The sequence below is a fragment of the Pseudomonas sp. XP2 genome, from assembly GCF_053557975.1.
Map to the genome: position 1 here is coordinate 23,416 of NZ_JBNRIK010000038.1, position 17,589 is coordinate 41,004.

2 protein-coding genes are annotated in these 17,589 nt (G+C 63.1%); both read right to left on the reverse strand.

Annotation, left to right across the window (positions count from 1 at the left end):
• Positions 1-20: 20 nt before the first annotated feature.
• Positions 21-12,347, reverse strand: coding sequence for a non-ribosomal peptide synthase/polyketide synthase (locus ACK1VC_RS27035; protein WP_191086820.1), 12,327 nt, complete (start codon positions 12,345-12,347; stop codon positions 21-23).
• Positions 12,344-17,589, reverse strand: a 5,246-nt coding sequence (locus tag ACK1VC_RS27040; protein WP_449118157.1) for an amino acid adenylation domain-containing protein, incomplete at its 5' end; no start/stop codon positions are given. The genes ACK1VC_RS27035 and ACK1VC_RS27040, both read right to left, overlap by 4 nt.

The window sequence follows — 17,589 nt, forward strand, 5'->3', positions numbered from 1 at the left end:
AAACCGCCTGGCGCTTGCACTCAGGCAGCGCCAGTCACGGAGAGGCAGTGATCAATCAGCAGTTCAAGTTCTTCGCGATAGCTTTCCATCAGGGCGTCGATGGTCTGCGCCCGATAACGACGTTTGCTGTAGACGCATCGCAATGAAAGCGAGCCGTCGTAGACCTGGCCGACGATCTCCAGCCAGTTGGCCAGGCGCGCCCTCGGGCTATAGCAATCGCCTGACCCTTCCGGCGCAGGCTCAAGCAAAGCGTGCTTGTCAAAGCTTTGGTCGAACTGACCGAAATAGTTGAACGTCACCCGCGGTTGAGCTACTGCCGCCAGGCGCTCGCGCATCCGAGGTTCGCCCAGGTAACGCAACACGCCATAACCGACCCCCTTGTCAGGTACCGCCGCCAATTGCCGTTGCGTGGCCAGGATCGACTCACCGACCGCCGCAGCCTCGCCAGGGGCGAGACGTACCGGGAACATGCTGGTAAACCAGCCCACTGTCCGGGACAGATCCACGCCTTCGTAAAGGTCTTCGCGACCATGTCCTTCCAGCTGGATCAATGCGGCCTCTTCGCCACTCCAACGGCACAGCACACGTGCCAGCGCCGCCAGTAGGATGTCGTTCACCTGCGTGCGATAGGCGGCAGGCGCCTGTTTGAGCAACTGCGCAGTCTTTTCCCGTGTCAGGTACAGATGGGCGGCCGCCTGCTCGCTGACCTCATTGCGCCCGCGCGGGTTGTCGCAAGGAAACTCGTTCGACAGCGGTTCGAGTTGAGCAAGCCACCAGTCACCCTGCTGCGCGCCAATCGATGCAGCCTCTTTTCGCAGAAGCTCTGCCCAGGCCCTGTAGCTCGTGGTGCGAGCAGGCAATGCCGGCGTGTCACCCTGGGTACAGGCCTGGTAAGCCCGCTGCAGGTCTTCGAGCAGTACCCGCCATGACACACCGTCCATGACCAGGTGATGGATGACCAGCAACAGTCGCGCCTGCCCATCGGCAAGCTGTACGTGCACAGCTCGCCAGACAGGTCCATCGACAAGCCTCAGGCTACGTTGAGCCTGATTCGCCAGCGTCATCAGCGCCTGCTCGTCACAAGCCTGTTCCCGCTGCAGCAGCGGTTGCCTGGCCTCATCAGGTGTCAGGTAGCGTTGCAGCCAACGACCGTTCTCCTGAACGAAGCGCAGCCGCAGGGCGTCATGGTGCGCTTCGATGCAGGCAAGCGCTTGGTCGAGCGCATCCAGGTCCAGCGCGATGCGCGGTTTGAGCATCAGGGCCTGGTTGAAGTGCGCGGGGTCCGCAAGCGCCTCGGCGAACATCCACTCCTGGATGGGCAGCAGATTGAACAGGCCGTCGACCGCCCCGGTGTCGGCCACCTGCACGGGTGCATGGTCGGCCTGCTCCTGTTTGCCGACGATCGCCTCGATCGTCTGATAACGCAGCACATCACGGAGTTTGAGTTCCATGTCCAAGGTCGGGTGATTCCTCACCCGAGACACCACCTGCAGGCTGAGGATGGAGTCGCCGCCAAGCTCGAAGAAGTTGTCCGTAATGCCAATGGGATCGACCTGCAGTACCTCTTCCCAGATCTGCGCCAGCAATCGCTCCTGTTCATTGCGAGGAGCGACATGCCCTGACGACTCGAATACCGGATCCGGCAGGCGCTTGCGGTCGAGCTTGCCGTTCGGCGTGACCGGGAATGAAGGCAACACGATGATCTGCGACGGCACCATGTACTCCGGCAATTGGGCAGCCAGTACGGCTCTCAAAGCCTTCGCCATGCTCGTGTCTTCGCCTACCACATACCCGATCAGTTGCTTGCCCACCGTCGTTTCGTGCACGACAACGACGGCGTCCCGCACCCCGTCCTGGGTACGCAGAGCGGCTTCGACTTCACCGAGCTCGATCCGGAACCCCCTGATCTTGACTTGGTTGTCGATACGGCCCACGTAGTCGACCACACCGTCATCCCGTCTACGTACCAGGTCACCGCTGCGGTACAGACGGGCACCCTCCTTACCCAATGGGTCAGGCACGAAGCGCTCCGCAGTCAGGGCCGGGCGGCCATGATAGCCGCGAGCGACGCCGTCGCCGCCGATCATCAATTCGCCCGCGAAGCCCGGAGGCAGCGGGTTGAGCTCGTCATCGAGTACACGAAGGGAGCGCCGACCGACCGCATGGCCGATAGGCGCATAGGCAGCCGCACAATGACCGTCTCCAGGCACCTTCCACAAAAGCGGCGTCACCACCGTTTCGGTAGGGCCGTAGCCATTGGTCATCCAGGTGGGCTTGAGGGTCTTCCTGACCTGCTCGAACGTCTGTTCGGGCACCGCATCGCCACCAAAGCAGTAGATCTGCACCGGTGGCGGCTGATCGCCGCTGGCCTGCACCGACTCTGCCAACTGCTTGAGGTAGGCCGGCGGGAAACAGGCGATGGTGATGCGCTGGCGCCACAAAGCCTGCAGGGTCTGCTCCACTGTCCACACGTCACCGTCGCGAATGACCAGCGTGCCACCGCAGAGCAGGGTACTCAGCCAGCGCTCCTGAGCACCATCGAAGGCGAACGACATGAAATGCAGTTCTCGCGTCGAGGGCCCCATTTCGTATCGCTCCACGATAGCCTGACAATGCCGGCTCAATGGGCCCTGGGCGACAGCTACGCCTTTTGGCTTGCCGGTCGAGCCCGAGGTGTAGATCAGGTAGGCCAGGTTGCCGTCTTCGATGGCCGCAGGAGGCAGCGTCGGCTGGGGGACCCGCTGATCAGCAACAGGCTCGATGACGTGTACACGTTCCAGTGACGGCAGGCGCTGCAGCAGCGAGTGGCGCGTCACCAGCAGCTGCATGCCCGAGTCCTCGATCATCCAGGCCAGGCGATCTGCCGGGTACTCGAGATCCAGAGGTACATAGGCAGCCCCCGTCTTCATGATCGCCAGCAACGTCACGACCAGCTCCAGCGACCGCTCCAGGGCCACGCCGACGATCACTTCGGGCGCGGCACCCTTGAGCCGCAGCACGGTGCACAGATGCTCGGCCTGCCGCTCCAGCTCCGCGTAGGTGAGGCTTCGCTCGGCACACACCAGCGCGACGGCATCCGGTTGGCGCTGAGCTTGCGCTGCAATCGACTGCGCCAGTGTCTGCGTACCATAGACCGTCGCAGGCTCGGCGCCCCATTGCGCTGCCTGCTCCAGTTGGGCAGGCAGCAAGCACTGCAGATTGCCAAGCCTCGCCCGAGGCTGGCTCAACATGGCGTCCAGTGTGGCTTCCATGGTCTGCCGGATGCCTTGTACCGCCGCTTCACTGAAGCTGTTGCGCAGGTACAGGTATTCAATCGACAAGGTGTCGTTGAGATGCACGGCCAAGTCCATGGGAACGTTGGTCACACCCACGCCACTGGATTCGCCAAAGCCCACTTCGGCATCGGACGACTCGCGCATGCTCTCGTCGATCGGGTAGTTCTCGAACACGATAATGCTGTCGAACAGCGTCTGACCTGGGGTACCGGACCACCTCTGGACATCGTTCAGTGGGGTATGTGACCAGTTGCGCAGCTCCAGGTTGTAAGCCTGCAGGTCACGGAGCCAGTCCCCCAGGCAGGCGGTCGGGTCAAGTTCCTGCGATACCGGCAATGTGTTGATGAACAGCCCCAAGGTGCTGTCCGCGCCCGGCAGCGACTCCGGCCGACCAGCGACGGTCGCCCCGAAGGTGACTGCAGATTTGGCCGTGTAGCGCTGCAGCAACAACAGCCAGGCGCCCTGGATTACGGTGTTGGGCGTGACTCTCAGGCTTCGGCAGTAATCCTGCAGGCGCGTCGTCCACGCTTTGTCCCAGCGTGAATAGAGTGCGTTGTGCCCGGTTTCGTTGGCGCTGTGTCGCGGGTGAATCGTCTGGGCCAACAAGGTAGGCTCGACACCTGCCAGACTTTCACGCCAGAAGGCCTCCTGCCGCCCCTTGTCCTGGGCATGCAGCCACGCGATGAAATCACCATAACGACCGACACTGCCGGACACTGGTTTGCCGGCGTAGTGCTGCATGACCTCGGCAAACAGCCGGGAGGTGCTCCAGCCGTCCATCAAGATGTGGTGGCTGGTCCAGATCATGTGATAGGTGTTCGAGTCCAGCTTCACCAGCAATAGCCTATGCAGAGGTGCCTGGGTCAGGTCGAAACCGTTCAGCCACTCTTCATGGGCAAGCGCCTGCACGGTCGCGTCAGGCGCCTCGCTGCCCTGCAGATCGATTTCCCTTACGGGCATCTGCGCCTGTGTATGGACAACCTGCAGCGGTTCGGCCAGGCCGGCCCAGTGGAAACTGGTACGCAGCACCTCGTGACGCGCGGTCACCGCTGCCCATGCCTGAATGAAAGGTGCGGTCTTCAGGCCGGTCACCGGCAGGCTGACCTGATGGATATACAGCCCTTCACCCTTCTCCTCGATGGAATGGAACAGCATGCCCTGCTGCATCGGCGAGAGCGGGTAGACATCTTCGATGACGTCGGCGGACAGGGGCAACAACGCTCGCTGTTCTTCACTGACGGCGACTCGGGCAATGACTGGCGCTTCGGATACAGGCGCATGGCGCTCCAACGTCGCGGCGAGCTGAGCGATGGTCTGGTGCTCGAATACCCGTTTCGGAGAGACGTCGTAACCTGCAAGCCGCGCCTTGCTGGCGATGCGGATCGACACGATCGAGTCGCCACCAAGCTCGAAGAAGTTGTCGTGAATACCTACCTGTTCCCGCTGCAGGACTTCCTGCCAGATCAGCGCCAGGGCGCTTTCGACTTCGTTGCTCGGGGCGCTGTATTGCTGCACGTTGGCCTTGAGCTCGGGCATCGGCAGGCGCTTGCGGTCCAGCTTGCCGTTGGGTGACAGCGGCATGCTGTCGAGCAGAACGTAATGGTAAGGCACCATGTAATCAGGCAGCCGTCGCGCCAGTACGGCCTTTACATCGTTCAGGTGTTCTTCACGGTCGATGACGACAAACGCCACCAGTTGCTTGCCGGTCGCCAGGTCGATTGCCAGGACAGCGGCTTCCTTCACGGCCGGGTGCTCCAGCAGGCTCGCCTCGATCTCGCCAAGCTCGATACGCAGGCCACGGATCTTCACCTGGTGGTCGATCCGCCCAGCGTACTCGATCACCCCGTCTTCACGCTGGCGCGCCAGGTCACCTGTGCGGTAGAGACGCTCCCCGTCACCGAAGGGGCTGACACAGAAACGCTCGGCCGTCAGCATCGCGCGCTCATGGTAACCGCGGGCCAGGCCGATACCGCCCAGATACAGTTCGCCCGTGACCGGCGCAGGCACCGGGTTGAGCTCATCGTCAAGAATGTAGGTATGCAGGTTGGCAATCGGCCGGCCGATCGGAACGCTGTGACTTTGCTCGTCCACACAGTGCCAATGGGTGACGTCGATAGCCGCTTCGGTAGGCCCGTACAGGTTGTAGAACTGGGTACCCGGCAGCAATGCCATCGCGCTGCGTTGCAGCTCAAGCGGCAGCGCCTCGCCGGAACACATCACCTGCCGTAGCGAAGTACAGGCCGCCTGCGGGCTGTCACCACTGATGAAGGCCTGCAGCATCGATGGCACGAAGTGCAACGTGGTGATGGCTTCGGTCTCGATCAGCCGCATGAGCAGCGCCGGGTCGCGATGTTCGCCCGGTTGGGCGAGCACCAGTCGGGCTCCCGTCATCAACGGCCAGAAAAACTCCCAGACCGATACATCGAAGCTGAAAGGGGTTTTCTGCAGGACCTTGTCATCGGTGCGCAACGCGTAGGCGTCCTGCATCCAGAACAGCCTGTTCAGCAGCGCTTCGCGGGTATTGGCGGCACCTTTGGGCTTGCCCGTCGAGCCGGAGGTGTAGATCACATAGGCCAGGTTGCCAGGGTGCCCTGCAAACGCCAGGTTGTCAGCCGGCCACGTCAGGCAGTCATCCAGCTCATCAAGCATCAGGGTGTGGATGTGTGGACAGGCAGGTAGCTGGACATTTCGATGGGTCAACAGCAGCTGGATTCGACTGTCTTCGATCATGTACGCCAGACGGTCCTGGGGATATTCAGGGTCGAGAGGGACATAGGCCCCCCCTGCTTTCAGGATTGCCAGCAATCCCACAACCATGTCCACCGAACGTTCCAGGGCAATACCGACCAATATGTCCGGGCCCACGCCGCGCTCGCGCAAGCGGTGCGCCAGGCCATTGGCGCGGACATTGAGCTGCCGGTACGTGAGCTGCTGCCCAGCAAATACCAGGGCGACGGCCTCGGGTCGTTGCAGTACCTGGGCCTCGAACAACTGGTGCACGCAGTGAGCGCCAGGGTAATCGACCGTCGTGTGGTTCCATTCCTCCACGATGCGACGGCATTCATCCACACCCAACATCGGCAGCTCGGAAATAAGGCGCTGCGGCTTCTGGATGATGGCATGCAGCAGGTTGGCGAAGTGCCCGGCGATTTGCTCGATGTCCCGGTCACTGAAGCTCGAACGGTCATAGCTGTAGTGAACGGACAACTGCGCACCCAGGCCAATGGCCAAGGTCAAGGGGTAGTTGGTCTGCTCGTGAATGTGCGTGTCGATGAACCTCAAGCCTGCGGGAGCACCCTCGCGCAGCGCCTCGGAGACAGGGTAGTTCTCGAACACCAGCAAGGTATCGAACAGCCCATCCGCCGCTACGCCAGCCAGGCGCTGGACGTCATACAGCGCGGTGTGTTCATGCTCGCGCAGTGCCAGGTTCCGCCCCTGCAGTTCGGTGACCCATTGCTCCACGGTGATCGTCGGCTGCAGCCGGTTGATCACCGGCAACGTATTGATGAACAGACCCAGCTGATGCTCCGCACCGGCCACTTCCGCCGGTCGGCCAGCGACCGTGGCGCCCACGGCGACGCATTCCTGGCCAGTATAACGTTGTAGCAGCAACAGCCAGGCCGCTTGCACCAGCGTATTGACGGTAACCCGTCGTTCACGGGCGAACTCACTCAGCGTGGGCTGCCAGTCCAGCACCTGATAATGATCGGCATAACCGCTGTCCTTGTTCGACTTGCCTTGTCGGAACACTTGCGCCAGATGTGTCGGCTCCTGCAGATCCTGAAGCTGCTCTCGCCAGAAGGCTTCGCTGCGATCCTTGCCCTGTCCCTGCAGCCACTGGATGTAGTCACGGTAACGTCCAGGCTTACGCTCGGCCGGCTGCCCCGCGTAGTGCTGCAGCACCTCGCCAAGCAACTGCGAATTGCTCCAGCCATCCATGAGGATGTGGTGGCTGGTATAGATCAGGTGATGGCTATCGGGGCCTGTACGGATCGCGGTTATCCTGAGCAACGGATCATGCTGCAGGTCGAAGCCCTTGCGACGATCGTGCTCGGCCCAGACGCAGAGCTCGCGTTGCAGATCCTTGGACGCCGACCAGTCCAGTTCGGTGCAAGGGATCTGCACCTGCTCACGAATGATCTGCAAGGGCTGCTCGAACAAGGTGATGAAATTGGCACGCAGCACATCATGCTGCGCCGCCATCGCTTGCCAGGCTTGATCGAAGCGCGCAGCGTCCAGGCCCTGAACGTCGACACGCATCTGGTTGATGTAATCTCCGGTCTGCTCATAGGCGCTGTGAAACAGCATCCCCTGCTGCATCGGCGACAACGGGTAGATGTCCTCGATTTCGACGAGGGGCACAGGCAAGGCGTCGAGTTGCGCCTGGTTCAAGTTGCACAGGGGGAAATCCGAAGGCGTCCTGCCGAAGGCACTTTCGGATACGCAGTGATCAATCAGATCCTGCAATTCCCGAGCGTATTCGGCTGCCAGGCGTTCGACCGTCGTGACCTCGAACATGGCCTGGCTAAAGGTCCAGTTCAGGCTCAGCTCGCCTTTGAATATCTGCCCATCGATCGATAACCAGTTGCCCAGCGGCGCTGTCTCGCCCCGGCTTGCGCCACTGTGCTCGGCAGCAGGCATGAGGAAGGCTGCCTGGCCGAGTTCGCCGGCAGGCTCGTCGAAGCTGGCATCGAACTGCCCGAGGTAATTGAAGGTGATCCTGGGTGGTGCCAGTTCGGCCAAGGCCTGGCTGGCCTCTTGGTCGCCCAGATAGCGCAGCGCTCCGAACCCAAGCCCCTTGTTGGGAACCGCACGCAGCTGCTCCTTGATGGTCTTGATCGAGGTGTCCATCGCCTCGGCGGTGCTGAGCCTGACCGGGAACATGCTCGTGAACCAACCAACGGTACGGCTGAGATCGACGTTATCGCACAGTTCCTCACGACCGTGCCCTTCCAGTTGCACGAGCACCTCTTCCTGCTTCGTCCAGCGGGCGATCACGCGGGCCAGGGCCGTCAACAACAGGTCGTTGACCTGAGTGCGATAAGCCCCAGGAGCGTCCTGCAGGAGCTGGCGGGTGTAGCGCTCATCGAGCCGTGTCCGGGCGACAGCTGCATGCCTGGCCTGCAGTGAACCGTCAACGTTGTCGCAAGGGAGCGTGGCATCGACCGCTGACAGTGCCTGCCAATACGGCAGTTCATTGCGCAATACCTCGCTGTTGGCGTACGTCTGCAGCGCCTCGGCCCATGCCTTGACGGAACTGGTCTTGGCTGGCAGGGAAATGGTCTGACCCAGCGCCTCCTGACGGTAGGCGGCCTGCAGGTCTTCGAGCAGAATTCGCCATGAAACGCCATCCACCGCCAGGTGGTGGATCACCAGCAGTAGCCGCTGGTTACCGTCGGGCAGGTCTGCCAGCACGGCTCGCAGCAGTGGCCCTTGGTGCAGATCGAGGCTGCGTTGCGCCTTGTCGCACAGCGCCTGCAGTTCGGACGGGTGCTGAAGTTGCGCTTGCCACAGGCAAGTCGCCTGGGCTGGCTCGCCGATCTGGCGATAGCAGGCCGACCAAGTGCTGCCGTCTTCCTGCTGGAAGCTCACGCGCAACGCATCGTGATGGGCCAGCAGCGCTTGCAGCGCGCGGTCGAGCACGTTGCTGTCCAAGGCCTGTCCGGGCTTGAGCAGAAGGGCCTGGTTCCAGTGGTGACGATCGGCGATGTCTTCGTTGAAGAATGCCTGGTGAATCGGCAAGAGCTGCATGCGCCCCTGCACCGCGCCCTGATCAATCTGCATGGCCGGGGCGTGCCCCTTGGCGACCACGGCCGCCAGCCCCTCGACTGTCTGCAGCTGGAATAGCTGTTTGGGCGTGAACGTCATGCCCTCGCGGCGGGCCCTGCTGACCACCTGGATCGAGATGATCGAGTCGCCGCCCAGTTCGAAGAAGTTGTCGGTGGCCCCTACCCGTTCAAGCTTGAGGACGTCAGCCCAGATCGCGGCGATTCGCGCCTCGAGAGGGGTGCGCGGCGCCACATGGTGTTTCTGCCGCTGACGTACATCCGGGCGTGGCAATGCCTTGCGATCCAGCTTGCCGTTTGGGGTCAGCGGCAGCGCGTCGACGAACAGCAGATGGCTGGGAACCATGTAGTCCGGCAGTGTGGCCTTGAGGTGCCGGCGCAGGTGTTCTTCCAGCTCGCCAGCGTGTACATCGACCACCAGATAGGCGGCCAACTGCTTGCCACCCGGCCCATCGATATCGATTACCACGGCCTCGCGCACACTGTCGTGCTCCAGGAGCTTGGACTCGATCTCGCCAAGCTCGATGCGCAGGCCGCGAATCTTCACCTGATGGTCGAGGCGGCCAGCGTATTCGATTACGCCGCCCGAGCGGTACCGCGCCAGGTCCCCGGTGCGGTAAAGGCGCGCACCACCCTGCTCGCTCCGATCAAGCGGGTCGGGCACGAACCGCTCCGCCGTAAGCCCCGGACGACGATGATAGCCACGCGCCAGACCCACACCACCCAGGTAGAGCTCGCCTGCCACACCTTGCGGCACCGGCAGCAAGGCACTGCTGAGGACATGGGTCTTGAGGTTGTCGATAGGTGTGCCGATCGGCACACTGCCATTGGCTTGCGCCTGGCAGGTCCAGTGGGTAACGTCGATCGCCGCTTCCGTCGGGCCGTAAAGGTTGAAAAGCCCGACGTGCTTGAGCCTGGCCAAGACCTGCTCTGAAAGGTCAGCAGGCAATGCTTCGCCACTGCACACCACGCGCTTGAGGGTTTCGCACCGCTCCACGTGCTCGCTGGTCATGAAGGCCTGAAGCATGGACGGAACAAAATGCAGGGTCGTGACCCTGTGTTGCCTGATCGCCTCCACCAGGCGTTCGGGGTCCCGGTGATCGCCAGGGCGAGCCACTGCCAGCCGCGCACCGGTGAACAGTGGCCAGAAGAATTCCCACACCGATACGTCAAAGCTGAAGGGCGTCTTCTGCAGCACGGTATCGCCGTGATCCAGACCGTAGGCCTTCTGCATCCACCAGAGCCGGTTGACCAGCGCCTGGTGCGTGTTGCCGGCGCCCTTGGGCCTGCCGGTCGAGCCCGACGTGTAGATCACGTAGGCCAGATCGGCCGGCACGCTGAGGTTGACAGGGTCGACGTCGCTATAGGCAGCCAGCCATTCATCTGCGTCATCAAGCACAATGCAGGCCATGCTGGGGGCGATTGGCAACTGGTCGCGCAGGGTAGTCTGGGTCAGCAGCAGACGAATGCCGCTGTCCTCCATCATGTAGGCCAGGCGCTCGGCCGGGTAGTCGGGATCGAACGGCACATAGGCGCCCCCGGCCTTCAGAACGGCGAGCAGCCCGACCACCATCTCGAGCGAACGCTCCACCGCGATCCCTACCAGCACGTCCGGGCCCACGCCTTTGTCGCGCAACGCGTGAGCGAGCCGGTTGGCGCGCTGGTTCAGTTGACGGTAGGTCAACACATCCTCGCCGAACAGCACCGCAGGGGCCTGGGGCGTCGCACGGGCTTGCGCTTCGATCAGCTGATGCATGCCCTGGTCGGCAGGGTAGGACGCTTGAGTGCTGTTCCACTGCTCCACAATCTGGCGATGCTCTTGCTGCCCGAGCATCGGCAACTCGGCGACAAGCTGCCAAGGCCGCTCGGCGATTGCCTCCAACAAGTGGGTCAAATGCGAAGCCATGCGCGCGACCGTCGATGCTTCAAACAGCGCAGTCGCGTAGTTGAGCTCTACCGCAATCCCATGCTCATGCTCGACCGTGTTCAGCGTGAGGTCGAACTGCGCGGTCTGTCGCTCCCAGGCGATGCCTTCGACCTGCAGACCCTGCAGGCGCCGGGCATTTCCCCTGGCTTGCGCCTGGTGGTTGTACATGACCTGGAACAACGGGCTGTGACTCAGGCTTCGTTCCGGGTGCAGCGCTTCTACCAGTTGCTCGAAAGGCAGGTCCTGATGCGCCTGGGCGGCCAGCGTGGTCTTGTGCATCTGGCTGAGCAAGCCCGTGAATGTCAGCGAGCTATCGAACTGCGCCTTGAGTACCTGGGTGTTGACGAAGAAACCGATCAGCCGCTCGGTTTCGACCCGGTTACGATTGGCGATGGGAATCCCGACACGCACTTCATCCTGACCAGAATACCGGTGCAGCAAGGTCTGGAAGCTGGCCAGCAGCAGTGTGAAAAGCGTCACCCCCTGCTGTTGCGCCTGTTGCTTGAGCGCGTCGGCCAGTGCTGATTCGAGCTCGAACTTCAGGCTCGCGCCTTCGAAGCGCTGCGTCGCCGGACGCGGCCGGTCGCTGGGCAGTTCCAGCACCGGGTGTTCATCCCCCAGGTGGGCCCGCCAATACGCCAGCTGACGCTCCTGCTCACCTGCCTCCATCCAGTGCCGCTGCCAGATGGCATAGTCGGCATACTGAATGGGCAGCGGAGCAAGGTCCACGGCCTCGCCGGTACATGCGTGGGCGTAATGCCCGATGAGCTCGTCGACCAGCACCTGCATTGACCAGCCATCGGTAGCGATATGGTGCAGGGTGATGATCAACACATGGTCATGCGCGTGCAAACGCAGCAACCTGACCCTGGTCGGCCACTGGCGCTCCAGGTCAAAGGGCGTGCGAGCCTCAGATTCGACCCATGCCTTGATCTGTAAGTCGGTTTCCGGCGCCGCCCCGACGTCGACGGGTTGCGCGTCGATTTCGAACGATTCTGGCGGGTGAATGACCTGAACGAGCTGTTCGTCATCGAGCGAGAACGTGGTGCGCAAGGTCTGGTGCCGTACGATCAAGGCCTGGAAGGCGCCACGCAGGGCGTCGATATCCAGTGCGCCCTGCAGTCTCAGCGCAATAGCCAGGTTGTAGGCCGTGCTCTGCGGATCCATCTGCCACAGGAACCATTGACGCTGCTGGGCGAACGATACCGGAACGCGGTCGAACAGCGACTGGGTGCAAGGCACTGGCAAGTTAGCCGGAGAAATGTTCTCGGCGTGCATCTTCTGCAGATACAGCTTGCGCTTGGCCAGCGGCAGCGTGACAAAACGCGTGGCGATATTCAGCGCGGCATCGTTACTCATTCATTCACCTCGAACTCTTCAAAAAGCCTATCCAGACGCTGCAGTTTTTCGTCGAAAGCCGACGCATCGCCGATGGATTCGATGTATCTGGCAAAATCGCCAAGGACCGGGTGCTGGAAGAGAACGGCCGGTTCCACGGTCAATCCCAGCGAAAGTTGCAAGCGCGAGAGCACTGATAGCGCCAACAGCGAGTGCCCTCCCAACTCGAAGAAATTGTCATTGAGGCCGACCTTCTCGACATTCAGCAGCTGCGCCCAGACGGCAGCGATCTGCTGCTCCACCTCGCTCTGCGGCGCGACATGGCCTTGCTGCGATACGCCAGGATCAGGCTGGGGCAACGCTTTGCGGTCGAGCTTGCCGTTGGGTGTCAGCGGCAGTGCATCGAGCCAGGTGAGGTACGCGGGGACCATGTAATCCGGCAAGGTCGCGCGCAGCTGTTCGCGCAGATGGCGACGCAGGGCGCTGCGCTGTTCCTCCGTCGCGACCGCTGCTTCGCCGCTCGAGACCAGGTAGCCGGCCAGTTGCTTGCCACCAGGGCCATCGATGTCGATGACCACCGCCTCGCGCACAGCGGGATCATCGATCAGCCTTGCCTCGATCTCGCCCAGTTCGATGCGATAGCCACGCACCTTTACCTGGTGGTCGATGCGGCCCACGTACTCGAGCACCCCATCGCTGCGATAGCTGGCCAGGTCACCGGTACGGTAAAGCCGGCCACCACCCTGCCCGCTGCGATCGTATGGGTCCGGGACGAAGCGCTCGGCCGTCAATGCCGCGCGGCGCTGATAACCCCGCGCCAGGCCATCGCCACCGATCATCAGTTCCCCGGCCATGCCGATCGCGGCAGTCGACAGATCGTGCGCCATGACCTGCAAGGTCGTGTTGGCGATCGGCTTGCCCAGCAACGGCAAGGGATGTTGGTTGTCCAGGCAGTACGCCGCCGACCAGATCGTCGTCTCGGTTGGCCCGTACAGGTTCCAGATGCGCCCGCACAGCGCCAGCAACTGCTCGGCGAGGTCGACAGGCAGCGCCTCACCGCCACTGATGACCTTGCAACCGCGCAGGGTCTGCGCAGGCAGCGCCTGCAGCAGCATGCGCCAAGTCGAAGGTGTGGCCTGGAGGGTGGTGATGGCGTGGCGCTCGATCACAGCCTGCAGCGCCGACGGATCCTTGTTCTGGCGCTCGCCGATCAGCACCACCGAAGCCCCGGCCAGCAACGGCAGGTACAGCTCCAGGCCGGCAATGTCGAACGACAGCGAGGTCAGCGCCAGGACCCGATCGCCGGCGTCGATCCCAGGCTCGACCGCCATGCTGGCAAGGAAGTTGACCAGTGCCTGGTGGCGCACCTCGACCCCCTTGGGCCGACCGGTGGAACCGGAGGTGTAGATGCAATAGGCAAGGTGCTCGGGATGCTGCACGATACCGAGGTTCTCGCCATCGAAGGCCGCCACCTGATGCCAGTCGCTGTCCAGGCACCAGGTTTGCGCGCTGTGGGTGGGCAGCTGCGGCAGCAGATGGCTGAGGGTCAGCAGCAGATGCGCCCCGCTCTGCTCCATCATGTACCCCAGGCGCTCGCGCGGATACTCCGGGTCCAATGGCACATAGGCGCCACCGGCCTTGAGGATCGCCAGCAGGCCAACGACCATTTCCACTGATCGCTCGACGGCAATCGCGACCAGCACATCCGGCCCGACGCCCATTGTGCGCAGCTTGCCCGCCAGGCGGTTGGCGCGCTGATTGAGCTCGCCATAGCTCAAGGTCTGCTCGGCAAACAACAGTGCCGGGGCCTCAGGGGTGCGCGCGACCTGCATTTCGAACAGCTCGGGCAGGCTGCGCTCATGCGGGTACTGCATCTGGGTACGGTTCCAGTCGTGGACGATGCGCTGTCGCTCTTCGTCATCGAGCATCTGCAGTTCACCGACCGGGGTATCGGCGTGCTGCACCAGGGCGTTCAGCAGATTGGCAAAGTGCCGGGCGATCTGCTCGACGCCGGTGTCGCCGAGGTGACTGCGGTCGTAGTGGTAGTGGATCGTCAGGGCATTGCCCGACTCGATCATCAGCGTCAGCGGATAGTTGGTCCGCTCGCGATTCTGCGTGCCTGAAAACGCCAGGCCTCCGCTGGAGCCCTGCTGCAGGACTTCCCCGACCGGGTAGTTCTCGAACACCAGCAGCGTGTCGAACAACGGCTCACCGGCCGAGCCCGCCCAACGCTGAATGTCGTAGAGCGGCGTGTGTTCATGTTCGCGCATGCTCAGGTTCTGTGCCTGCAGACGTTCGACCCACTCCCCCACCCGCAGGTCAGGCTGCAGCCTGGCTGCCACTGGTAGCGTGTTGATGAACAGGCCCAGCTGGTGCTCGACGCCACGCAGGTCCGCCGGCCGGCCGGCAACCGTGGCACCGAATGCCACGCCTTCCTGGCCGGTATAGCGGTGCAACAGCAGCAGCCAGGCTGCCTGCAGCAAGGTATTGACCGTCACCCGTCGTTGCCTTGCAAACGCGCTCAACGCCTGGGCGCAGGCAGCGTCGAGCGTCTGATGATGTTCGCCATGGCCGGTGTCCGCGCGGCTTCTATCCAGGCGTAGCGCCTGGGCCAGTCGCGTGGGCTCGCTGAGGTGCAGCAATTGCTGGCGCCAGAACGTCTCGCTCTGCTCGGCATCCTGGCGCTGCAGCCATTCGATATAGTCGCGGTAGCGCCCGGCCGGTCGCGCCAAAGCAACGCCCGCGTAGTGCTGCAACACCTCGCCCAGCAGCTGCGCATTGCTCCAGCCATCCATCAGGATATGGTGACTGGTGAAGACCAGGTGATGCTGCGCACTGTCTGTCTGGATGACTGTCAGTCGCAACAAGGGTGCCGCCTGCAGGTCGAAGCCACGCCGACGATCGGCCTCGGCCCAGGCATCCAGCCGCCCCTCGATGTCCTCCTGCGCGGTCCAGTCCAGCACGTCGAACGGCAGCTCGACGTGTTTGCGGATCACCTGCACCGGGCGTTCAAGGTTGGCGACGAATGCGGCGCGCAACACGTCGTGTCGGTCCAGCATTGCCTGCCAGGCACGCTTGAACCGCTCGATATCCAGGCCCGAAACGTTGACGCGCATCTGATTGACATACTCGCCCTGGCCTTGCTCGAAGACCGTGTGAAACAGCATGCCCTGCTGCATGGGCGAAAGCGGATAGATGTCCTCGATGGCACCTGCCGGAATCGGCAAGGCATCCAGCTGGGCCTGATCCAGCGCAGCCAGCGGGACATCGGACGGTGTCAGGGCGACTACGTCCTGATTGACGCAATGGTCGATCAGCGCCTGAAGTTCGCTGACATAGTCGTCGGCCACGGCCTGTACCGTGGCGCGGTCGAACATGTCCTGGCTGAACGTCCAGGCAAGGCTCAGCTCGCCAGCGTAGACCTGCCCGTTGATGGACAGCAGGTTTTCCAGCAAGGCCTCGGCAGACTGGCTAGCCCCGCTGCTCTCGCTGGCCGGCTGCAGGAATCGCTCCGTGGCTGTGCCTGGGCTTTCGGCAAAGGTGCTGTCAAGCTGCCCCAGGTAATTGAACGTGATGGGGGGCACTGGCAGGCGAGCCAGCACATCCCGTGCGTGCGAATCCCCCAGATAACGCAGCGCGCCATAACCGATGCCCTTGTCGGGGATCGCGCGGAGTTGTTCCTTGATCTGCTTGATCGAGGCATCGAGGGTCGGCGCCGCTGTCAGCTTCACCGGGAACAGGCTGGTCAACCAGCCGACAGTACGGGTCAGGTCGACCGCATCGAACAGGTCTTCACGGCCATGCCCTTCCAGTTGCACCAGCACCTCATCGCGCTGCGTCCAACGGGCGATCACACGGGCCAGGGCGGTCAGCAGCAAGTCGTTGACCTGGGTGCGGTAGGCGGCTGGCGCCTGTTGTAACAGCCGCGACGTTTGCTGCCGGTCCAGGCGCGCATGCACCGTCGCGGTGTGGCGGCCATGCAGCGATCCATCAGCCCTGTCCTGGGGCAGTTGCGCGTCGACCCCTTGCAACTGCGACTGCCAGTAACCGAGCTCTGCCTGCACTGCATCGCTCTGCGCGTAGGCCTGCAGCCGTTCGGCCCAGGCTTTGGTCGAGGTGGTCCTGGCGGGCAGCACGGCAGGTTGGCCTGCCACGTGGCGGTCATAGGCGTTCTGCAGGTCCTCCAGGAGAATGCGCCAGGACACCCCGTCCACCGCCAGGTGATGAATCACCAGGAGCAGGCGCTGGCTGCCATCGGGCAAGGTCGCCAGTACAGCGCGCAACAGCGGACCCTGTTGCAGGTTCAGGCTGCGCTGCGCTCGCTCGCACAGGGCTTGTAGCGCGTTCGCGTCGGTCAGGGTCTCTGCCCACAGCAGCCCGGCCTCAACGTCGCCCGGGGCGCAATGGGCGGCGAGCCATGCGCCTGCGTCCTGTTGTGGCGTGAAGCGCAGGCGCAACGCATCGTGATGCTCGACCAGCGTGTGCAAGGCCTTTTCCAGCGCGGCGCCATCGATGAGCCTCGTCGAAGCAAGCAGGACCGCCTGGTTCCAGTGATGAGGCTCGGCGATCGACTGTTCGAAAAACGCCTGCTGGATAGGCAGCAAGCGTGTCTCGCCGACCACCGGGGCCTGGTCGATCTGCGGGCCGCTGCCTTCCATGCGCGTGGCCACCGAGGCCAGGTCTTGTACGGTCTGATGCTGGAACAGCGCTTTGGGTGTGAAGTGGATCCCGGCCTGTCTCGCCCGGCTGACCACCTGGATCGAGATGATCGAATCCCCGCCCAGTTCGAAGAAGTTGTCCGTCACGCCGACCCGATCGAGCTTCAGGACCTCGGCCCAGATCGTCGCAATCTGTTGTTCCAGCTCGCTGCGCGGGGCCACGTAGCTGTCCTGCAGCACGCTTGCGTCGGGTTTGGGCAGGGCTTTGCGGTCGAGCTTGCCGTTGGCCGTTACCGGCAGGCGCTCGAGGAACAACAGGTGGGTCGGGACCATGTAGTCGGCCAGCCCGTGCCTGAGGTGCTCGCGCAGTTCGCTGCGCAGTGCGTTCTGCTGCTGCGGGTCGGCCGGTGCTTCGCCGACCACCAGATACCCCGCCAGCTGCTTGCCACCGGGCCCGTCGATGTCCAGCACCACCGCCTCGCGCACGCTCGGGTGCTCGAGCAGGCGTGTCTCGATCTCGCCCAATTCAATGCGCAGGCCGCGGATTTTCACCTGGTGGTCGAGACGGCCCTTGTACTCGATCACCCCGTCCGCCCGATAACGCG

What these genes read in the sequence shown, in the direction of transcription:
- ACK1VC_RS27035 (WP_191086820.1), bottom strand. Translation starts at nt 12,347, where the DNA reads ATGAGTAACGATGCCGCGCTGAATATCGCCACGCGTTTTGTCACGCTG.